This is a genomic window from Aquamicrobium sp. LC103 (genome assembly GCF_001014615.2).
Lineage (GTDB): Bacteria > Pseudomonadota > Alphaproteobacteria > Rhizobiales > Rhizobiaceae > LBCQ02.
The window spans coordinates 103,842-122,307 of record NZ_LBCQ02000003.1 but is presented as its reverse complement, the minus strand read 5'-3'; the positions used below and the strand labels follow the sequence as shown (position 1 = coordinate 122,307).

Annotated in this window: 16 protein-coding genes and 1 tRNA gene; 8 read left to right on the top strand and 9 right to left on the bottom strand. The window is 66.6% G+C overall.

The annotated features are described in order from the left end of the window. Positions 1–723: a hypothetical protein gene (locus XW59_RS06930; protein ID WP_047144218.1), complete on the top strand. Its 723-nt coding sequence runs from the start codon at positions 1–3 to the stop codon at positions 721–723. Between the two features lie 12 nt (positions 724–735). Here XW59_RS06930 and XW59_RS06925 read toward each other — a convergent pair whose 3' ends face one another. From XW59_RS06925 to XW59_RS06915, 3 genes are read right to left on the bottom strand one after another with little or no spacing between them, the layout of a single operon-like run. Beyond that, positions 736–1,944 carry an ABC transporter permease gene (locus XW59_RS06925; protein WP_047144219.1) on the bottom strand — a complete coding sequence of 403 codons (1,209 nt, stop codon included), beginning with the start codon at positions 1,942–1,944 and terminating at the stop codon, positions 736–738. Beyond that, entirely contained in the window at positions 1,934–2,656 is a 723-nt protein-coding gene (locus tag XW59_RS06920; protein WP_047144220.1) for an ABC transporter ATP-binding protein, read from the bottom strand. The genes XW59_RS06925 and XW59_RS06920 overlap by 11 nt, the downstream gene beginning before the upstream one ends. Before the next feature lie 7 nt (positions 2,657–2,663). Next, positions 2,664–3,965: an efflux RND transporter periplasmic adaptor subunit gene (locus XW59_RS06915; protein ID WP_047144221.1), complete on the bottom strand. Its 1,302-nt coding sequence runs from the start codon at positions 3,963–3,965 to the stop codon at positions 2,664–2,666. A gap of 122 nt (positions 3,966–4,087) precedes the next feature. Here XW59_RS06915 and XW59_RS06910 point away from each other — a divergent pair, with 122 nt between their 5' ends. Next, complete coding sequence (locus XW59_RS06910) at positions 4,088–5,008, top strand: PhzF family phenazine biosynthesis protein (protein ID WP_047144222.1); 921 nt, start codon at positions 4,088–4,090, stop codon at positions 5,006–5,008. Between the two features lie 54 nt (positions 5,009–5,062). Here the strand turns inward: XW59_RS06910 and XW59_RS06905 are convergent. After that, positions 5,063–5,138, bottom strand: a tRNA-Lys gene (locus XW59_RS06905). A 466-nt stretch (positions 5,139–5,604) separates the two neighbouring features. On the opposite strand from XW59_RS06905, the gene XW59_RS06900 reads away from it, so the two are divergent. Next, positions 5,605–5,865, top strand: coding sequence for a hypothetical protein (locus XW59_RS06900; RefSeq protein WP_246666036.1), 261 nt, complete (start codon positions 5,605–5,607; stop codon positions 5,863–5,865). Positions 5,866–5,885: 20 nt separating this feature from the next. Here the strand turns inward: XW59_RS06900 and XW59_RS06895 are convergent, their stop codons facing one another. Both XW59_RS06895 and XW59_RS06890 read right to left on the bottom strand, forming a co-directional pair. Further along, the gene (locus XW59_RS06895; RefSeq protein WP_082137452.1) at positions 5,886–10,487 is read right to left on the bottom strand and encodes a translocation/assembly module TamB domain-containing protein; all 4,602 of its coding nucleotides are present in this window, start codon (positions 10,485–10,487) and stop codon (positions 5,886–5,888) included. Beyond that, the gene (locus XW59_RS06890; RefSeq protein ID WP_246666035.1) at positions 10,484–12,358 is read right to left on the bottom strand and encodes an autotransporter assembly complex family protein; all 1,875 of its coding nucleotides are present in this window, start codon (positions 12,356–12,358) and stop codon (positions 10,484–10,486) included. The genes XW59_RS06895 and XW59_RS06890 overlap by 4 nt, the downstream gene beginning before the upstream one ends. A 412-nt stretch (positions 12,359–12,770) precedes the next feature. Here XW59_RS06890 and XW59_RS06885 point away from each other — a divergent pair, with 412 nt between their 5' ends. Then, positions 12,771–12,956 (top strand): DUF3008 family protein, encoded by a 186-nt coding sequence (locus tag XW59_RS06885; protein WP_047144526.1) that lies wholly within the window; start codon positions 12,771–12,773, stop codon positions 12,954–12,956. 2 nt (positions 12,957–12,958) lie between these two features. Beyond that, complete coding sequence (locus XW59_RS06880; protein WP_047144223.1) at positions 12,959–13,156, top strand: hypothetical protein; 198 nt, start codon at positions 12,959–12,961, stop codon at positions 13,154–13,156. Between the two features lie 19 nt (positions 13,157–13,175). Here XW59_RS06880 and XW59_RS06875 read toward each other — a convergent pair whose 3' ends face one another. Next, on the bottom strand, positions 13,176–14,342 hold the full coding sequence (locus XW59_RS06875) for a diphosphate--fructose-6-phosphate 1-phosphotransferase (protein WP_047144224.1): 1,167 nt from the start codon (positions 14,340–14,342) through the stop codon (positions 13,176–13,178). Positions 14,343–14,553: 211 nt separating this feature from the next. Between XW59_RS06875 and XW59_RS06870 the strand changes: the two genes are divergently transcribed. Beyond that, the gene (locus XW59_RS06870; protein ID WP_047144527.1) at positions 14,554–14,859 is read left to right on the top strand and encodes a hypothetical protein; all 306 of its coding nucleotides are present in this window, start codon (positions 14,554–14,556) and stop codon (positions 14,857–14,859) included. Between the two features lie 32 nt (positions 14,860–14,891). On the opposite strand, the gene XW59_RS06865 is transcribed toward XW59_RS06870, so the two are convergent. Next, the gene (locus XW59_RS06865; protein ID WP_047144225.1) at positions 14,892–16,082 is read right to left on the bottom strand and encodes a pyridoxal phosphate-dependent aminotransferase; all 1,191 of its coding nucleotides are present in this window, start codon (positions 16,080–16,082) and stop codon (positions 14,892–14,894) included. Positions 16,083–16,301: 219 nt separating this feature from the next. Between XW59_RS06865 and XW59_RS06860 the strand changes: the two genes are divergently transcribed. Next, positions 16,302–17,012 (top strand): nitroreductase, encoded by a 711-nt coding sequence (locus tag XW59_RS06860; RefSeq protein ID WP_047144528.1) that lies wholly within the window; start codon positions 16,302–16,304, stop codon positions 17,010–17,012. On the opposite strand, the gene XW59_RS06855 is transcribed toward XW59_RS06860, so the two are convergent. Further along, complete coding sequence (locus XW59_RS06855; RefSeq protein WP_047144226.1) at positions 17,005–17,619, bottom strand: TetR/AcrR family transcriptional regulator; 615 nt, start codon at positions 17,617–17,619, stop codon at positions 17,005–17,007. The genes XW59_RS06860 and XW59_RS06855 overlap by 8 nt on opposite strands. Positions 17,620–17,722: 103 nt before the next feature. Here XW59_RS06855 and XW59_RS06850 point away from each other — a divergent pair, with 103 nt between their 5' ends. Beyond that, positions 17,723–18,463, top strand: coding sequence for an SDR family oxidoreductase (locus XW59_RS06850; protein ID WP_047144227.1), 741 nt, complete (start codon positions 17,723–17,725; stop codon positions 18,461–18,463). Positions 18,464–18,466: the final 3 nt, after the last annotated feature.

Genomic DNA, 18,466 nt, shown 5'->3' with positions numbered 1-18,466 from the left:
TTGGCTTTCGACGTGCCCCGCGACGTGGTCTTTCCCGTCAGTTCCGTCTCGGTGCGCCTGAGCGGGGAACCGCACCCGTTCGAGTTCGCGCACTCCGCCGAGATCGCGGCGAGCTGGCAGCGCGAGATCGCGGCCAATCCAGCGCTCTTCGACGGCCGGGTCGCGCTGCTCGCGGAGCTTTCCTACCATGAAGGCGCGCTTCTGGGCCTTTGCCACATCGTGCGCTATTCGACCTTCCTCTACTGGCGCAGGCTGCGGCCGATGGCGGTCGCCGAGCATGCCTATGCGCACGCCATGCCGGTGACGAGCGACGGCGCCCTGGTGGCGATCCGTATGGGGCCGCACACGGTCGGCGCCGGCCAGGTCTATTTCGCGGCCGGCTCCTTCGAGCCGGCGGATTTCCGTGACGGCGCGGTCGACCTCGACTTCAACATGCGCCGCGAGGTTCTCGAGGAAACCGGGCTCGATCTCGGAAACTGCGCGCATGAAGACGCGTTTCACGCGCTTTCCAAATCCACAGGAACGGCGATCTTCCGCAGATACCGCCTCGACATGACCGCAGGGGAGGCCGTCGCGAGAATCGAGGCGCATGTGGCCGCGGAGGCCGAGCCGGAGATCGAAGGGCCGATCGTCATCCGCGGCGCGCACGATCTTCCCGACGGTCTCGCTCCGCAGATGCCCGGTCTCATCGACTGGCATTTCGCCAATCCGATCGATCTCTGACGCCTCCCGCCGCTATTCGTGACGCAGGGCGTCGATCGGATCGAGCCGGGCGCCGCGAAGCGCCGGGAAGAAGCCGAACACCATGCCGATCATCGCCGAGAAGCCGACGGCCAGCGCGACCACCGCCAAGCTCGGGACGAAGGGGATCGACAGCGTGAGCGAGGCGATGCCGGCGAGCGACAGGCCGAGGATGATGCCGATGATGCCGCCCAGCAGCGAAAGCACCGTCGCCTCGACAAGGAACTGCACGAGTATGTGCTTCTCGTGCGCGCCGATGGCGAGCCTGATGCCGATCTCGCGCGTGCGCTCGGTGACCGACACCAGCATGATGTTCATGATGCCGATCCCGCCGACGAGAAGGCTGACGCCCGCCAGCGCGCCGAGCATGCCGGTCATCACCGTCGTGGTGCTGGTCATGGCGTCGGCGATCTGCGTCATGTCGCGGACGGTGAAATTGTCCTCCTGCTCGGGCGCGATCCGCCGCGTCTGCCGCAATATGCCTTCTATGTCGGCGAGCACGGTGCTGGTCGAGACCCCGTCCTGTGCCGCCACATAGATCGTGTCGATGTTGCGGTTGCCGGCGATGCGCCGCTGGAAGGTAGAAAGCGGCATCATCACGACATTGTCCTGGTCCTGCCCGAAGCCGGAGAAACCCTTGGGCTCCAGGACGCCGATGACGCGGCAGCTCATGCGGTTGACGCGGATCGCTTCGCCCGTCGGGTCGCCGGCGCCGAAGAACTGGTCGCGAACGGTCTGGCCAATCAGGCAGACATTGGTGCCGCCGCGCACCTCCGCGTCGGTGAAGGCCCTGCCGAGCACCACGTCCCAGTCGCGCGCGATGAAATACTCGGCGTCGGTCCCGGTGACCTGCGCGGAAATATTCTCCGCGCCGTAGACGACGCGCACCTGGCGCTGCGAGGCGGGCGAGACCGCCTTGACGTTCTCCAACTCCTTCGAAAGTCCTTCCACGTCCCTGTCGTCGAGCTGGCGCGGGGTGAAGTTGGTCGTTCCGCCGCGTCCCGGCCGTGCCGCCTGCACGACGAGCAAATTGCTGCCGAGCTTCGAGATGTCCTGCTTCACCTTTTCGGTGGTGCCCGAGCCGACCGTGATCATCGTGATTACCGCGGCGACGCCGATCACGATGCCGAGCAGCGTCAGGAAGGAGCGAAGCGCGTTGCGGCGCACCGAGCGCAGCGCCAGCCTGATCGTCTCAAACAGCATCGGCCGTCTCCGCCTTCGACGTGTCGTAGGCGATGTGGCCGTCGAGGAAGCCGATCGTGCGCTGCGCATAGGCGGCGATGTCGGGCTCGTGCGTCACCATCACCACGGTCAGGCCGAAATCGACATTGAGCTGCGTCAGCAGTTCCATGATTTCGTGGCTGCGTGCGGTGTCGAGATTGCCTGTCGGCTCGTCGGCGACGAGCAGGGTGGGGCGCGTGACGATCGCGCGGGCGATCGCGACGCGCTGCTGCTGGCCGCCGGAAAGCTCCGCCGGCGTGTGGTTCTCGCGGCCCTGGAGCCCCACCTGAGCGAGCGCCTCCATTGCGAGCTCGCGGCGTTCGGAGGAAGGTACGCCGCGATAGACGAGGGGGAGCTCGACATTTTCGGCGGCGGTGGTGCGCGGCAGCAGATTGTAGCCCTGAAAGACGAAGCCGATATAGCGGTTGCGCAGCACGGCGCGGCGGCCCCGGTCGAGCGCGCCGGCGTCGATGCCCATGAAGCCGTAGCGGCCCCTGGACGGCGTGTCGAGGCAGCCGATGATGTTCATGGCGGTCGACTTGCCCGAGCCGGAGGGACCCATGATCGCGACGAACTCGCCGCGGTCGATGGAGAGATCGACACCGGCGAGCGCGTTCACCCGCGCCTCGCCGTCGCCATAGCTCTTCCAGACCTTCTTGAAGGTCAGGAGCGGGATATCGGGTGCCGCGTTCATGACGCCCTCAGCGACGGGTCGCCGCGAGGATGACCTGGTCGCCCGCCGAAAGGCCGGACAGGACCTCGACGTGCTCGCCGTCCGTGTCGCCGGTCGTCACGCGCACCATCTGCGGCTCGCCGTCGCGCAGGACATAGAGCGGGCGTCCACCCTCGGCGCCGCCGCGCTCCCTTGCGCCGGCGCCGCGCTGGCGGCCGGGACCCATGCGCGGCATGAACAGCGACTGGATGCTGAAGCCGCGCGACTGCGCGGCCGGAGCGGGGCTGAAGCGGAAGGCGGCGCTGGGCACGAGCAGGACGTCGTTCGCCTCGCGGGTGACGATGTCGACCGTCGCGGTCATGCCGGGACGCAGAAGCAGTTCCTGATTGCCCACGGTCAGCCGCGCCTCGTAGGTCACCACGCCCTCGGTGACGACCGAGGCATAGGCGATGTCGCGGATTTCCGCGTCGAAACGGCGCGCGGGGAAGGAATCGACCGTGAAGCGCGCGGTCTGGCCCGGCGCGACCGAGCCTATGTCGGCCTCGTCCACCGCGGCCTTCAACTCCATGCGCTCGAGGTTCTCGGCGATGACGAACAGCACCGGCGCGGACATGGAGGATGCGACCGTCTGGCCCGGATTGACCGAACGGGTAAGCACGATGCCGTCGATCGGCGCGTAGATCGTGCTTTTGGCGAGGTCGGCTTCCTGCAGTTTCAGCTCGGCCCGGGCCACTTCGAGATTGGCCTCGGCGATCGCCACCGCGCTCGCCGCGCGGTCGCGCGCCGCCCGCGCCGTCTCCAGCGCCTGATCGGTCACCGCGCCGCGTCCGGCAAGCCGGGTGGTGCGGGCGAGCGTCTGCTCGGTCTCCGTCAGCGTTATCTCGGCGTCGGCGACACGGGCGTCGGAAGCGGAGACATTGGCCCGTGCCCGCTCGATCTGCGCGACGATCCGGGTCGTGTCGAGTTCCGCCAGGACGTCGCCCTTGGCGACGCGCTGGTTCTCGTCGACCGAAACCGAGCGCATGACGCCCGAAAGCTCGCTCGACACGTCGACCTGCGTCAACGGCTGCAGCGTGCCGGTGGCCGAGACCTCGACCGTGAGGCTGCCCTTCTCGACGGGCGCCGCGCGATAGACGATCTGCGGTGCGGATTGTCCGAACCACGAATAGGCCATTGCCGCCGCGAGCGCCGCCACCGCAAGCGCGGCCGCGACCCACCACCTGCGCCGGCGCGGCCGCGATTTTCCGTTGCCATCTATGGCGAGTACGGCTTCAATCGTCTCGGGAGAGGCCGATTTTGCCTTCTTTGGCCGATCGACGATCTGGTCCATGAGGCCCCTGCCTGTCAAAAAGAATCCCTTCGAACCACACATCATGGATATCGGGGCGGATTTCAAATTAAAGTTTGGCCATGTTCGAAGGCTAAGCAGGCGACGAAGGAAGAATATCCCTCATGCAAAAGCGCAGATACCTGATCTACGACGTGTTCGCGGACCAGCCGCTGGCCGGCAATCCGCTGGCCGTGGTGCTCGACGGCGAGGGGCTGGACGACGCCGCGATGATGAAAATTGCCAGGGAGTTCAATCTTTCGGAAACGGTTTTCGTCCGCCCTCCCGCAAGGCCCGCCCACGGTGCATCGATCCGCATTTTCACGCCGGAATACGAGCTTCCCTTCGCAGGCCATCCGACCGTCGGCACGGCGATCGCGCTGAGCGAGCTGCCGGAGGCGCCGAACGCGGACAGCGGTACCGCGCTCGTCGTCCTTGAGGAGAAGATCGGCAATGTGCGCTGCGCGGTCTCGCGCGAGAACGGCCGGGCCTTCGCCGAATTCGACCTTCCGCAGCTCCCCCGGTCGCTGGAATTCAGCCCCGACGTTGAGGCCATCGCGGCCTCGCTGGGGCTCGGCCCGCACGAGATCGGCTTCGAAAACCACCGTGTCAGCCTGTGGAGCGCGGGCGTGCCTTACGTGCTGGTTCCGGTCGCCGGGCTCGATGCCGCGCGCCGTGCGCGGCTTGACGGGCCGGCCTGGCTGGAGCTTGCGCCGCGGCGCGACGGCGGCAATCCTGCCTGCGCCTTCCTCTATTGCCGCGAGGCGATCAGCCACGACAGCGATTTTCATGCGCGGATGTTCGTTCCCGGTCCGCCGGTCTACGAGGATCCGGCAACCGGCTCGGCGGTGGCCGCTTTCGCCGGGGCGCTCGTCTTCTTCGACGAATTGCGGGACGGCGCGCATCAGTTACGGATAGAGCAGGGGCTGGAAATGGGCCGCCCGTCGCACATTCGGCTGGAGATAGACATCGACGGGAGGGAAATCGCGGGCGCGCGCATCGGCGGTCATGCGGTGAAGGTGGCGGAGGGCTGGCTGGCCGTGTGAGGCGTCAAGCCGATCCCGTGCTTGTTAAGCGTTTCTGCCGGAGATCGCGAAAAATGGTGGGTGATGTAGGGATCGAACCTACGACCCGCTGATTAAGAGTCAGCTGCTCTACCAACTGAGCTAATCACCCGCCGGGCCAACGGCTTTACCGTCGGAGTGATGGCCCTATAGCGGCTATGGTTGCGGCTGTCCAGACGCTAATGCGCCGGAAATCGCATTTCATTCAACTGCGCGTGGAAAACTGAATCGTCCAGGGCGCGAGCAGCGTTCGGAACTTCCGCCGCCTTCAGTTCGTTGGATTCGGGAACGGCGCGGGCCGCGCCAACCGGACCCGGCGGCAAGGAGAACAGGGAAGGTTTTTCCGGTTTCTCTCCCTGGCCAACGAAACGGCAGACGAGCTCCTGTCCCGCCCGGCCCCGTGCCGTTCGTCATTTCGTGGGCCCCGCGAAACGAATGCGTGCCTCGCACGTTTCGCGCTGACAAGGAGTTCTGACATGGATGCATTCTGGTTGCTGGTCGTCGCGGGTGGTCCCCTGCTGATCGCGATCGTTGTCGCCTACGTGCTTCTGACGAGAAGGAACCGCTCGGTCGGCGAAATGGCCGCCACGCGACGTGCGACCCGGCGTATCTACGAGGAGGATGAAGACGTGAAAACCGAAGACCGGCGGCCGGCTCCCGAGCGGGAAACGCCGGCGACGAGATCATTCACGGCCGAGCGGGAAAAGAGGAGCCGGATGAGCAAGGAGGAGGAAGAGCTCGAAGAGGGGCTGGAGGACACGTTCCCGGCGAGCGACCCCGTCTCCGTCACGTCGAGCACGACATCGGGCGGCCCGAAGGATGCGGAACGGCGCCGCTGATCGGAGCGGCGCGTCCGCGGTCAGTAATCCCGCTCGTAGAAAATGCCCAGGCTCGAATCGCCGTCGGTACCGAGCCCGCCGCGCGCCTTGAGATCCTCGGTGATGTCGAGGTTGATCGTGCCCTTGGTCGTGCCTCCGGCGCCGGCTTCCACGCCCAGATAGATATTATCCTGGATGTAACGCCCGGCGCGGACCGCTGCGTTGCCCTCGCTGTCGGTGACGATGTCGAGGTCGTCCAGGCCGGTCGCGCCGCGCAAGCTGCCCAGCAGCGAGGTGTTGCCGCCGCCGGCGAGTTCGGCGGCGGCGGCAGCAAGCTGCGCTATCTGGAAGGCGGAGAGCTCGTCGATGCCGCGATTGAAGATCAATCGTGCCAGCACCTCGTCCTCCGGCAGTTCCGGCTGTGAGGAGAACGCGATGTTGAGGTCGTTGACCCTGCCCGAAACGGTGATGAACACGGTGATGTCGTTGCCGCCCGAGCGCGCGACGAAATTGAGGAACGGGTTCAGGTCGCCGATCAGCGTGACGGTGCCCTCGTCGAAATCGATGCGCTGGCCGAGGATTGAGAGCCGCCCGCGAATGAGATTGAACGCACCCACCGGCTGGATATCGGTGACTGGCCCTGTGAGTTGGACCTGCCCGCCGAGTTCGGTGTCGAGCCCGCGGCCACGCACGAAGATGCGGTTCGGTGCGTTGACCGTCATGTTGAGCCGGACGATGCTCGGTCGGCTGGTCGGGGTCGGGGTTCCGTCGTTGGCACGGGCGCGGCGCAGTGTCTCCTTCACGCCGGGCGGCGGGTTGATATGGACCACGTCGATCGCTGCTGCTCCGCCGCCAAGACTTTCCGGAACCGTTATCTCCGCCCGCGCGACGTCGATCGTTCCCGAGAGCAGCGGATCGCGGGTGAGGGGGCCGGTGAAGGCGAGATTGCCGTTTACCGTCGCGACGACCATTTCGCCGTCGCTGTAGCGGGCCTGGTTCAGGACGATGTTCAAATCCGCCGGGAAGCCGGCGGCCGCGTTCGTCGAGATCGTGCCGCTGGCATTGATGGTGCCTCCGGAGGCGAAGGTGCCGGAAGCCGAGCGCAGCGTTATCGTTTCGCCGTCCATGCTTGCCATGACGTTGATGCCGCCGAGCCTGACATTGCTGCCCGGATCGACGACCTCGGCACCGGTGGTCGACGCCATCGCCCGGATCACGGGCTGTCGGACGCTGCCAGAGACGCTGCCGCTCAGTTGCAGCGTGCCGGAAACCTGGGTTCCGCGGTCGGCCAGGAAGTTGTTGGCAAGGCCGAGCGGAACGGCGCCGGTAAGGCTCACGTCCATCCCGCTGCCCGTCAGGGGGATGCGCCCGCTGGCATCGACCGTGAGCCCTTGCGGACCGTTGATACCAGCCGATGTGAGCATGACCGCGTTGTTTTCGAAGCGTCCGGCGACAGCGGCCTCGAGCGAGGCGATGCCCGCCGACTGCAGGGGCGCCGCGCTGATACCGCTTCCGCGCAGGTCGAAGACCGCCTGCGGCGCTGCGGTCGTCCCGGTGACGCGTGCCGTGCCGGTCACCGAGCCGCCGAGATTCTGGCCGGGAACGGCCCGGTTCAGCGCGGCGAGCGGGAAGGCGTTGAGGTTCACGTCGAGCGCCAGTGCTCCGTCGCCCAGCGGCACGCCGCCGCGCAGTTCGGCGCGCAGCCCTTCCGGGCTGGCGATGGAGGCATTGACGTTGAGCCGGTCGGTCGTGGTGGTGCCTTCCGCGTTGACCGAGATCGAGCTCTGGCCCGCCTGCCTCAGGGCAGACGCGGTGATCGCCTCGCCGCGCAGCGTGAAATTGGCGTTGGGCGCGTCGCGGGCGCCGGTGATCCGCGCCTGGCCGTTGAGCGTTCCGCCGAGCCCGAGGTCGGGTCGCACGAGATTGGCGATGGCGAGCGGAAGGTTGGCGATCGAAAGGTCGAGGTCGAGCGTTTCGGCGGCGCGGCCGCGCGCGGCGATGCGGCCGCCGCCGATGTCGAGGGCGAGACCGTCGATCGTCACGTTCTGGCCCTCGACCAGCAGCGAGGCCGGTTCCAACAGGCGGGCGCCGAGTTGTCCCTGCGCGAGCGAAAGGCTGTCGAGCCGCAGCCGGTAGCCCTGTCCCTCGGGCGAGAGGGCGCCACCGGTACTGGCGGTGGTGCGGTTCGCGAGCGTCGCGTTGGCCGTGAAATTGGTGGTCTCGCCGCTGCGGTCGGCATTCGCCGTCAGGGTCGAAACGTCGATACCGGCGGCCTTCAGGCCGCGCGCGTCGAGCGTGCCCTGGATCATCGGGACATTGAATGCGTCCTCGACGGCGGCCTGCAGCTCGGCCTGCGAAATTTCGATGTCGTTCAGAAGGAAACGGCGCACATTCGCGTCGGCGGTAAGGTTCTGCCGGCCGTCTTGCGTGGAGAGCGCGACATTCGCCTGTACCGCGCCCGACGCTTCGGCGAGGAAAAGCGCGGCGGCAGTCGAGATATCGGCGGCGTTGACCGCGATCTCGCCCTCGAACAGACCCGAGGCGAGCTGCGTCACCGCGCCGGCGACGCGCGCGCCACCGGCCGAAAAGTCGAGGTCGGTCAGCCGGCGCTCGCCGTCGATGACGGCAATGCCCGTCGAAAGCTGCGCGCGCACGCCGTCGAGGAAGGTGTTGCTGGCGACCGTCCCTTCAAGGTTGCCCTCCCGCAGCGTGCCCTCGAAGGCAAGCTGCGCGTCGCGCAGCGTTTTCCCGGCCAGGTTGCCCGTCGGCACGGATGCCTGGGTGGTCAGCGTGATCAGGCCTTCGGAACCGACCGCGCGGCCGTTCGCCTCGAGCCTGCCGCCCGCCTGCGGAGAGACGAGCGCCAGATCGGTCAGCGCGAGATTGTAGGTGAAGTCGGCGGACTGCGATGCGAAGACGCCGTCGGCGAGAAGCTCGATCTGGTCGTTGCCGACGCGCAGATTGTCGGCGAGCAGGCCGGTTTCGCCGCGCGCCACGCGCCCGGTGATCGTCGTCGTGCCGCCGAGGAGATTGTCGGCCGCCTCGGTGCCGATGCGCAGCTCGTTCGCCGAGCTGTCCAAGGTCAGATCAAAGGCACCGCTGACCGGACGCAGCTCGCCATTGGCCTTCAGGTCGAGCGAGCCGGAAAGGTCGCGTCCGGCAAGGCTGGAGAAGGGGGCGATGTTGTTTGCGCGAACGCCGATGTCGCCGTTGAAGGCGAGCTCGGCGATGTCGCCGGCAAGCGATACCGAAAGGCCGTTTCCGGAAAGCAGCGCCTGCGCCAACCGCACCGGCTCGCCCGCGTTCCAGGCGCCCTCGACGTCGAGATCGATCCGCTCGCCGAGCGCCTGTGCGATTTCCTCGCGCGGCGCGGTGATGCCCGTCACGGCGCCGTCGACATTGAAGGTGATCTGCCGGTTCTGTGCCTGCTCGAGATTGCGGGCGAGGCCGCCAAGGTCGAATTCGGCGCGCCCGGCGGAGAATTCCGGCGTTGCAAGCTGCTCCACCAGGATTTTGCCGGTCCATTGCTCGTCGGCGCTGTCGCCGAAGGCGACGGTGAGCTTGGCACGATCGACCGTCGTGTTGCCGCCCGGAACCGGCAGGACGACCGGCTCGGCGCTGTTGTTGTCGACATTGGCGTCGATCGCCAGGCGATGGAGGAAGCCGTCGCCGCCGGTCTCGGCGGATGCGGTGAGGTCGAGCGCTGCGCTTTGCAGGTCGAGCGCTTCGAGCACGAAGCCGCCGGCGTCCCTGACGAGGCCGTTCGCCGTCAGCGTGGTCTCCGCCCCGAAGAAGGAGCGGAACTGTACCGGAATGAGCTGGGCTATCGGACCGGAAAGATCGGTTGCGAATGTAAGCCCCTCGGTCTCGCGGCGCAGCCGCGTCTCGCCGGTCAGCACGCGCTCGCCCGCCGCGTCGAGCGTCAGGCCGACGTCGAGGTCCGAAAGCGGACCGTTGCCGGCCACGGCGAGTTCGACGGGCGGCCGGCCGTCGATGTTGAGGAGGTTGGCGACGATGCCGTTCGCGGGCTCGGACAGGCGCAGGTCGAGGGCGAGAAGCTCGGTCTCGTTGGCATAGGTCGCGTTGAGCGCGAACTGCCCGCCCGGCCCGTCGATCCGGGTGATGTCCAGAGCCGTGTCGAGCGCGCCTCCCTCGAGGCGGATGCGCCCGGTGATGCCGAGCTCCGAGGCGAGGCCGAACACGTCTTGGCCGAAGGTGACGCGCGGCACGTCGAGCGCGTCGAGATTGATCGCGATCGGCAGTTCCGGAAGGCTGAACGAGGAGGATTCGGGCGAGGGCAGGCTTTCGTCGGGCACCGGGCGACGCATCACTTCGACATGCTCGGCCGAAAGCGTGTCGATCTGCAGGCGCTGGCTGAGCAGCAGCGCCGAACGGCTCCACACGATCGAGGCGTTGGTTATGCGCAGCCAGACACCTTCCCGGTCGGCGACCGTGATCTGGCCGATGCGCGCATTCGAGGAAAGCACGCCCTGAATGCCGGAAATGCGGATCTGCCGGTTGGGTGCCGAAAGCTGGTCTTCCACGAAGGAGAGGAAGAAGGAGCGCTCCTCCTCCGGCGTGTCCTGCGCGAGCGCGGGCCAGGCAAACAGCAGGAAGACTATCGCGAGCAGAGACCGGATCAAAACGCCTGTCCTATTCCGACATAGAAAGCCACGCTGGGGTCGCCGCTGCGCCTGTCGAGCGGCACGGCGACGTCGAGCCTTATCGGGCCTAGCCCGGTAAGATAGCGCAGGCCCGCGCCTACGCCGATCCTCAGATCCTCGTTGAAGCTCGGCACGGTGTCCTCGTCCACATAGCCGGCGTCGACGAAGCCGACGAGGCCGATCGAGTTGGTCACGCGCACGCGCGCCTCCACCGAGGCCTCGGCGAGCGAGCGGCCGCCGATGATGTTGCCGTCCGGTGTGCGCACGCCGATATTGCGATAAGCATAGCCGCGCACCGAACCGCCGCCGCCGGCGAAGAACAGCTTGTCGGGCGAGATTTCCGCGGTCTCCGGGCCGATGAGCGCGCCGACCTTCAGCCGTCCGGCAAGGACGAAGCGGTTCTTCTCGCCGAAGCCGAAATAGGCGCGGCCTTCGGCGGTCGCCTTGAACGCGCCGTTGCCGTACTGGAATTCGTAGAAGGGCTCGAGCACGGTGTCGACATAGAAGCCGCTGGTCGCGTCGGCCGGATTGTCGCGGCTGTCATAGGTCAAGCCGCCGAGCAGCCCGACCGTGGTGAAATCGCGGGTGCCGAATTCGTCGTCCTCGAACTGGGCGTGACCGCCGCTGAGGAGGAGCTTTCCGGAAAGCTCCTCGGTGAAGATGTGGGTGAAGCCGGCGGTGCCGGTCACGGCGGTGCGCGTATAGGCGTCGAGCACCTCGCGGTCGCCGATCAGCGAGGTCGTGAAGTCCGTATCGGGCGTGAACACGCCGGGCTTCACGAAGGTCGGGCCGAAGCGGTAGGTGAATTCCTCCGGCTTGAAGGTCTTGCCGATGCCGGCGACCTTGGCGTCGAAGCGCAGGCGCTCGGCGCGCCCGAACAGGTTGCGGTGGAGCCAGAAGGATTCGAGCCCGAGCCCATCGACGGTCGAATAGGTGCCGCCGACGCCGAAACGGCGCGGCAGGCGCTCCTGCACGATCATGGTGATCGGCAGGAGACCGTTCTCGCCGATCATGTCGGCTTCCTGGAAGCGGGCGGCGCGGAACACGTCGAGGCGCGCGATGCGCTTGCTGGCGCGCTCGATGTCGTCGGGGTCGTATTCCTCGCCCTGCCTGAGGCCGGTCATCCAGGCGACGAATTGCGGGTCCATGCGCTCGGTCCCGTCGACCGTGACCGGGCCGTAATAGGCCTTGCGGCCGGGATCGAGAGCGATGCGCGCATTCACGATGTCCGTATTGTGCGCGGCCTCCACCCGCCGGTCGGCGACGCGGGCCTTGGCGTGTCCCTGCTGGCGCCAGGCTTCGACGGAAAGCCGCTCGGCGCGGAGGATCGTGCCCGAGCGGGCGACCTCTCCGGGCATGAAACCCTCATGCGGGTTGTCGACGCTGTCCTTGCGGTTGGTGGGCGGAGGCGCCTCGTTGACGATCGCGGCCTCGCCGAAATGGAAGAGCGGGCCGGGATCGACCGAGACGAGGACGGCGGCGGGATTGGCGAGCGTCGCGTCCGGCGGCAGATCGGCGGCTTCCCGTCCGTCTATGCGGATGCTGATGGTGCCGCCGTAGCGGCCCTCGGAATAGAGCGTTGCGAGCAGGCGGCGATAGTCGCTCCGCGCCTTGGCGATCAGGCCGGCCGCCCCCGACGCCGGATCCTCGCGATCGCCCCAGAGCGACGAGGCCGATTTCAGCTTCGATTCGAGGCCGTCGGTGTCGGCGACGGCGAAATCGACATTGTAGGGCTGCGGTTCGCCGATGGTCAGCTCTTCCTCGGCTTCCTTGTTTCCGCCGAAGAGCTTTATGCCGAAAAGCTCGAAGGAATGGGCAGGCAGCGTCCCCGCCAGCGCGGAGAGGCCAATGGCAGCGAGGAAGAGCCGGCTGCGGCGCCAGAACGGCGGGCTTTGCTCGGTCAAAATTACTCCTCACCACCGTCACAAGGCGAAACCGAAGGCACGCCGCATCCCCACAAAAAGCCGGCAACTACACCGCCAGCCTACGAAACACCCCGAGCCGCTCCCCTTCGATCATGTCGGCTCTTGGTAAACAATCCGAGAAAATCGAAAAATTCAGCCCGCGGGCGCATGTTTCCCGGATAGCCCGATCTTAAAGGGCCGGGCGGGGCTTGTCCAACCGGCGGCCATCAAAAGACTGTTGCAGCGCCGTCCGCAAAACGGTCCTGCTTGTCTCGAAAAGCGCATCATCGAGGCTTCAACGGAACATTTCGGCCCGCAAAGGCATTTTTCCAGTTTGGAAAAACCATGGGAAAAGACCATGCCTGCCAAATCGAAAGCCCAGCAGAAAGCCGCCGGAGCCGCGCTCTCCGCAAAACGTGGCGATACCAAGAAGTCCGAGCTCAAGGGCGCCTCGAAGGGAATGTACGAATCGATGAGCAAGTCCGAGCTCGAGGAAATGGCCGAAACCAAGCGCAAGAACCTGCCCAACAAGAAGAAGGGCTAGGCATGAAGCCGGTCGATCCCGAAGCGCCGAACCTCATTCTGGACAATGGGCCTGAGATCGAACTGCCGCCCTCCGCCCTGATCGACAGTCCGAAGGTCGACGAGGAGATGATGGAGGGCGAGGAGCGCTTCAACTGGAAACCGACGATCGCCTTCGCGGCGCTGGCCGTCGTGGCGATGCTGGCGTTCGCCTATCTCTAGCGGCCGCTTCCCCCTCGGCTCAGACGAACGGTTCGCCGAGATCGTATTTGCGCGGCAGCAGCCGGTCGAAATATGCATAGGCCGCATCTCCGAGCTGGTTGCGGTCGGGATGCAGAAAATCCTTCGGCATGTGGCGCGTCCTGCCAGCGACCGCGGTCAGCGGCACCAGGCGAATCGCCGTCTTGCCCTTTTCCTCCTGGAGTGCGACCGAACCGCCGCCGCGCGACGCCGCCTCGATCGCGAAGATGCCCGCGTCATGCGCCTCCTGCGCGTCGGTGGGGTTGACCGCGCCGATATTGCCGCGCGGCAGATAGCCGAAGGTGTCGACGCGCGAACGCATGCCCTTCAGATCGTCGGCGAGGATGCGCTCCATCGCCTGGCCGAGATCGGTGCCGGAAAGGCGTACATTGCCATGCGCGTCGCGCTCCAGCATGTCGGGCGAGACCAGTTCCTCGACGAGCGAGCGGCCGGAAGCCGACGAGACGCCTTCCGACATGGCGATGATGCAGCGTTTGTGGCGGGACATGGTCTCCTTGACGTCCTCCACGAAGCGGGCGCGCTCGAACGGCCGCTCCGGCACGTAGACGAGATGCGGGCCGCTTTCCTCGTTCATCCGCCAGGCCGCCGCCGAAGCGGTGAGGAAGCCGGCGTGACGCCCCATGACGATCCCGACATAGATGCCGGGAAGGGCGCGGAAATCGAGGTCGACGCTGACGAAGGCGGACGCCACGAATTCGGCGGCGGAGATGAAGCCGGGCGTGTGGTCGTTCTCCTCGAGGTCGTTGTCGATGGTTTTCGGCGCGTGCACGAAGGCGATGCTGCCGCCGGCGGCGTCGTGGAGGATCTGCTGGGTGCCGGCCGTGTCGTTGCCGCCGATATAGATGAAGGCGTCGGCGCCCACCTCCCGCAGGCCCTTCAACACCGCCTCGCAATAGGCCGCGTCCGGCTTGTCCCGGGTGGAGCCCAGGGCGGCGCTGGGCAGCGCGGCGACGCGGCGAAGCCGCTCCTCCGAGAGCTCGGAAAGGTCGACATAGTCTCCCGCCCTGATGCCGCGCACGCCGTAGCGTGCGCCGAGAACGCGGCAGCCGGGATGGCGCCTGCGCGCTTCCAATGCGGCGCCGACGAGCGTCTGGTTGATGACGGCGGTGGGGCCGCCGCCCTGGGCGATGACGAAGGTGGTGCTCATGGCGGGTCCATTCGGGTATCAGATCAGCCTAATAGACCATGCTTTCGGTTCCGCCGAAAGCGACAGTTCATCGACCGGTCGCGTTCAATTCCATATCACGAGGATATGTCGCCGACGGCTTTGCCTGCGCCGGCTCGCCGATGATAGAGTGACGGCGACGGGATTTGGCCGGATCGGGCGGAAAGTTCGGCGAGAGCGAAGGAAGAAGATGATGAAGACCCATCTTGCAGCACTGGGCGCCGCACTCGTTTCGGCCGCTATCGCGACCGCCGCGGTTGCGCAGGGCCGGCCGGACACGCGCATGATGAGTTGCGAGCAGACCCAGGCGCTCATCCAGCGCTCGGGCGCGATCGTGCTGACCACTGGCCGCCACACCTACGACCGCTACGTCGCGGCCTGGCGCTTCTGCAACTATCCCGACGTCCCGAAGCAGACCTGGATAGCCACGCGCGATACGCCGCAATGCCTCGTCTACAATTGCCAGCGCGAAGAGATCCCGCGCGAGAGCTTCCGCTGAAACCCGTTGCCGTTGGCAGGCCTGTTTCGAAATCAGCCGGGCCTGCCGACACGCTCGCCATATGAGGCGATGAAGCGGGCAAGCCGCGCGGCCGCTTCCCGCAGCACGTCCTCCGGTTGGCAGAGGCTGACGCGGATATGCCCGCTGGCCGCCTCGCCGAAGCTCGAGCCGGGCATGACCGCGACATTCTCCCCGTCGAGCAGCGCCCAGGCGAAGGCCTCGCAGTCGGGTTCGACGCCGGAAATGTCGAGCATGACGTACATGCCGCCTTCCGACCCGCGCACGGTGACGGCGTTGAGCCCGCGTATCGCCTCGAGGAAGAAGGCGCGCCTTGCCGCGTAGCGCGCGGCGATCTCCTCCACGCCGTAGCCGTTTTCGAGCGCCGCGATCGCCGCGCGGCTGACGAAATCGGGCAGGCCGTAGGTGGAGACCAGATTGAGGCTGATGAGGGTGGTGATGAAGTCGCGCGGGCCGGTCAGCCAGCCGAGCCGCCAGCCGGTCATGCCGTGGCTCTTCGACATCGAGTTTATGACGAGCGTGCGCTCGGCCATGCCGGGAAGCGACCGCGGCGAGAGATGCTTGCCGCCGCCGAGCGTCCAGTAGACTTCGTCGGAGAGAAGCCAGAGATCGTGCCGGCGGCAGATTTCGGCGATGCCCTCCAGACTCTCTCGGGTATAGACGGCGCCCGTCGGATTGTTGGGCGTGTTGATGAGGATCGCGCGCGTGTTCGGCTCCACCGCCTTCTCGATCGCCGCCGCGTTTGGCTGGAAGCCGTCCTCGGCGCGCGCCTCGACCACCGTGAAGCCGGCGCCGGCGGCGCGGAACGTGCCGGGATAGGTCGCGTAATAGGGCGCGACGACGATCGCATGGCCGCCCGGATCGATCGTGCCGAGCACGGCGGAAAAGAGCGCCGCCTGGCCGCCGGGCGTCGCCAACACCTCCTCTGCAGCCGTTTCCACGCCCGTGCATGCCGTCGACACCGCGGCCATCGCCTGGCGGAGGCGCGGCAAACCGGGGAGGTGCGTGTAGTGATGGTGGCCGGCGCGGACCTCGCGCACGCAGGCCTCGACGGTCGCCTCCGGCGTGTCGAAATCATGGTCGCCCACCGACAGCATGATGATGTCATCGCCGGCCTGCTTGCGGCTCCAGGCTTCGAAATGCACCTCCCAGCCGTCCTTGCCGGAAGGTGTTATGCCGGAAACGCGGGAGGAGGGACGAGGCATGTTGGTCCTTCGGTTCTGGCTGGCGGTTCTGGCCGGTGGTGGGTTTCCCACAGGATTCCACGGTCGCGCGCGGCGTGCGAGACACAATCCTCCGTCGGCATTTGGGCCAAGGACGTCGCCGGGGGAATTGCTTGTGGAGGAAACTTCGCCTATGCGATGGCTCCGAAAACAGTTGGCGCTCCGCGCCGCCCGATTTTGCCGCATGCCGAAGGACTGGAGATGCTGGCTCCCGACAACAAGACGCAAACGATGGATGAAGCTGCAATCGTGGACGAAGCGATCTCGTCGCGCCGTTCTGTCCGGGCCTTCCTGCCCACGCCGGTCGACGAGGAAACGATCAAGGATATCCTCCGGGTCGCCTCGCGCGCGCCTTCCGGCACCAACATGCAGCCGTGGAAGGTCTATGTGACCACCGGCGAGACCAAGCAGAAGATCGCCGACGCGATCCTCAACTCCGGCGTGCGCGCGGAAAAGGTCGAATGGGACGAGTACCGCTACTATCCCGACCAGTTCTTCGAACCCTATCTGACGCGCCGCCGCGCCGTGGGCTTCGCTCTCTACGGGCTGCTGGGCATCGGCCGGCGCGAGGTGGAGCGCATGCGCGCCCAGCATGACCGCAACTTCGTCTTCTTCGACGCGCCGGTAGGCATGATCTTCACCATCGACCGACGCTTGAACATGGGGTCGTGGATCGACCACGGCATGTTCCTGCAGTCGATCATGATCGCGGCGCGGGGCAGGGGATTGCACACTTGTCCGCAGGCGGCTTTTGCTCCCTATCACAGGGAGATAAGGCCGATTCTTGGAATTCCGGATGAAGAGATCGTCGTCTGCGGGATGGCGCTCGGCCATGAGGACGAATCGAAGCCGGAGAACGAGCTCCGCTCCGAGCGCGCGCCGCTCGAGGAATTCGTGACCTTCGTCAGGTAGACTCAGCGGTCGTCAGGCGATCCCAGGCCGCCATGGCGCCGTCCGCGATGGCGAGAAGCGTTTCGCGGCTCGCCCCATCGCGCGCCTGGATCGACATGCCCTGCTGCACCGTCACGTAGAAGGACGCGATCGCGTCGCAGTCGATCGACGGCGGCAGTTCGCCCTCGGCGATCGCCCGTTTAAGCCGCTCGCTGATTTCGGCGACGTTTTCCACGCGCTTGTCGCGCAAGGCTCCGCATACTGCCTCGCCGGCGTCGTCGGCATGCAGCGCGCCCAGAACGACAAGGCAACCCGCTGGCTTGCCAGGCCGGGTGAAAGAGATCGCGGTGCCGTGCAGGAAACCGGCGATCGCCTCGCGCGCCGTGCGTCCGGTTACGATCGGTTCCCAAATCTCCCCGCTTTCGCTTTTGCCGTAGAGCGCCAGCGCTTCGCGAAAAAGCGCTTCCTTGGAGCCGAAGGCGGCGTAGAGGCTGGGCGAGTTTATGCCCATCGCCGCCGTCAGGTCGGAAAGCGACGCGCCCGCGTAGCCCTTTTTCCAGAACAGCACCATCGCGCTCTTCAGCGCGTTCTCGCGATCGAACCTGCGCGGCCGGCCTCTGTCTGCCATGGCTGTTTCCTTTTTTGTATTGATCGATAAATAAATCACTTGACCGTGCCCGACAAGGCTGCAATGAAATATGTATCGATTGATACATAAATGGAGAAACAACATGCGGAATTTGTCCGGCAAGGTCGCGCTCGTCACCGGCGGCAGTCGCGGCATCGGCGCGGCCATCGCCAGGAAGCTCGCCGCGGACGGCGCCGACGTCGCGATCACCTATGCGCGTTCGGCGGAGCGTGCCGCGTCCGTCGTGCGGGATATCGAAGGAGCGGGCGGGAGCGGGCTGGCGATCTCCGCCGACAATCGCGACGCCGCAGCCGTCGAGGCCGCCATAGCCGCGACCGTCGAGCGGTTCGGTCGCGTGGACATATTGGTCAACAATGCCGGCATCTTCGACGCGGGCCATATCTCCGAGCTGACCCTCGAGGATTTCGACCGGACGGTGGACGTCAATGTCCGCGCCGTCTTCGCCGCCACCCGCGCGGCGGTCGCCCATATGCGCGACGGCGGCCGCACCGTCATGATCGGCAGCAATCTCGCCCGGCGCGTGCCGGGACCGGGCATCAGCCTCTATGCGTTGAGCAAGGCGGCGCTGACCGGCTTCGCGCGCGGCCTCGCCCGTGATCTCGGGCCGCGCGGCATAACCGCCAATGTGGTGCATCCCGGTTCGACCGACACCGACATGAACCCGGCGGCGGGCGAAGACGCCGACACGCAGCGTTCGCTGATGGCGATCCAGCGCTACGGTGACCCGGCCGACGTCGCCGATCTCGTCGCCTGGCTCGCCGGACCGGCGGCGCGCGGCGTCACCGGGGCCGAGTTCACCATCGACGGCGGCGCGAACGCCTGAGGC

Coding starts and splice junctions, on each gene's coding strand:
- XW59_RS06925 (WP_047144219.1), bottom strand. CDS start 1,944: ATGCTGTTTGAGACGATCAGGCTGGCGCTGCGCTCGGTGCGCCGCAAC.
- XW59_RS06920 (WP_047144220.1), bottom strand. CDS start 2,656: ATGAACGCGGCACCCGATATCCCGCTCCTGACCTTCAAGAAGGTCTGG.
- XW59_RS06915 (WP_047144221.1), bottom strand. CDS start 3,965: ATGGACCAGATCGTCGATCGGCCAAAGAAGGCAAAATCGGCCTCTCCC.
- XW59_RS06910 (WP_047144222.1), top strand. CDS start 4,088: ATGCAAAAGCGCAGATACCTGATCTACGACGTGTTCGCGGACCAGCCG.
- XW59_RS06900 (WP_246666036.1), top strand. CDS start 5,605: ATGGCCGCCACGCGACGTGCGACCCGGCGTATCTACGAGGAGGATGAA.
- XW59_RS06885 (WP_047144526.1), top strand. CDS start 12,771: ATGCCTGCCAAATCGAAAGCCCAGCAGAAAGCCGCCGGAGCCGCGCTC.
- XW59_RS06880 (WP_047144223.1), top strand. CDS start 12,959: ATGAAGCCGGTCGATCCCGAAGCGCCGAACCTCATTCTGGACAATGGG.
- XW59_RS06875 (WP_047144224.1), bottom strand. CDS start 14,342: ATGAGCACCACCTTCGTCATCGCCCAGGGCGGCGGCCCCACCGCCGTC.
- XW59_RS06870 (WP_047144527.1), top strand. CDS start 14,554: ATGAAGACCCATCTTGCAGCACTGGGCGCCGCACTCGTTTCGGCCGCT.
- XW59_RS06865 (WP_047144225.1), bottom strand. CDS start 16,082: ATGCCTCGTCCCTCCTCCCGCGTTTCCGGCATAACACCTTCCGGCAAG.
- XW59_RS06860 (WP_047144528.1), top strand. CDS start 16,302: ATGCTGGCTCCCGACAACAAGACGCAAACGATGGATGAAGCTGCAATC.
- XW59_RS06855 (WP_047144226.1), bottom strand. CDS start 17,619: ATGGCAGACAGAGGCCGGCCGCGCAGGTTCGATCGCGAGAACGCGCTG.
- XW59_RS06850 (WP_047144227.1), top strand. CDS start 17,723: ATGCGGAATTTGTCCGGCAAGGTCGCGCTCGTCACCGGCGGCAGTCGC.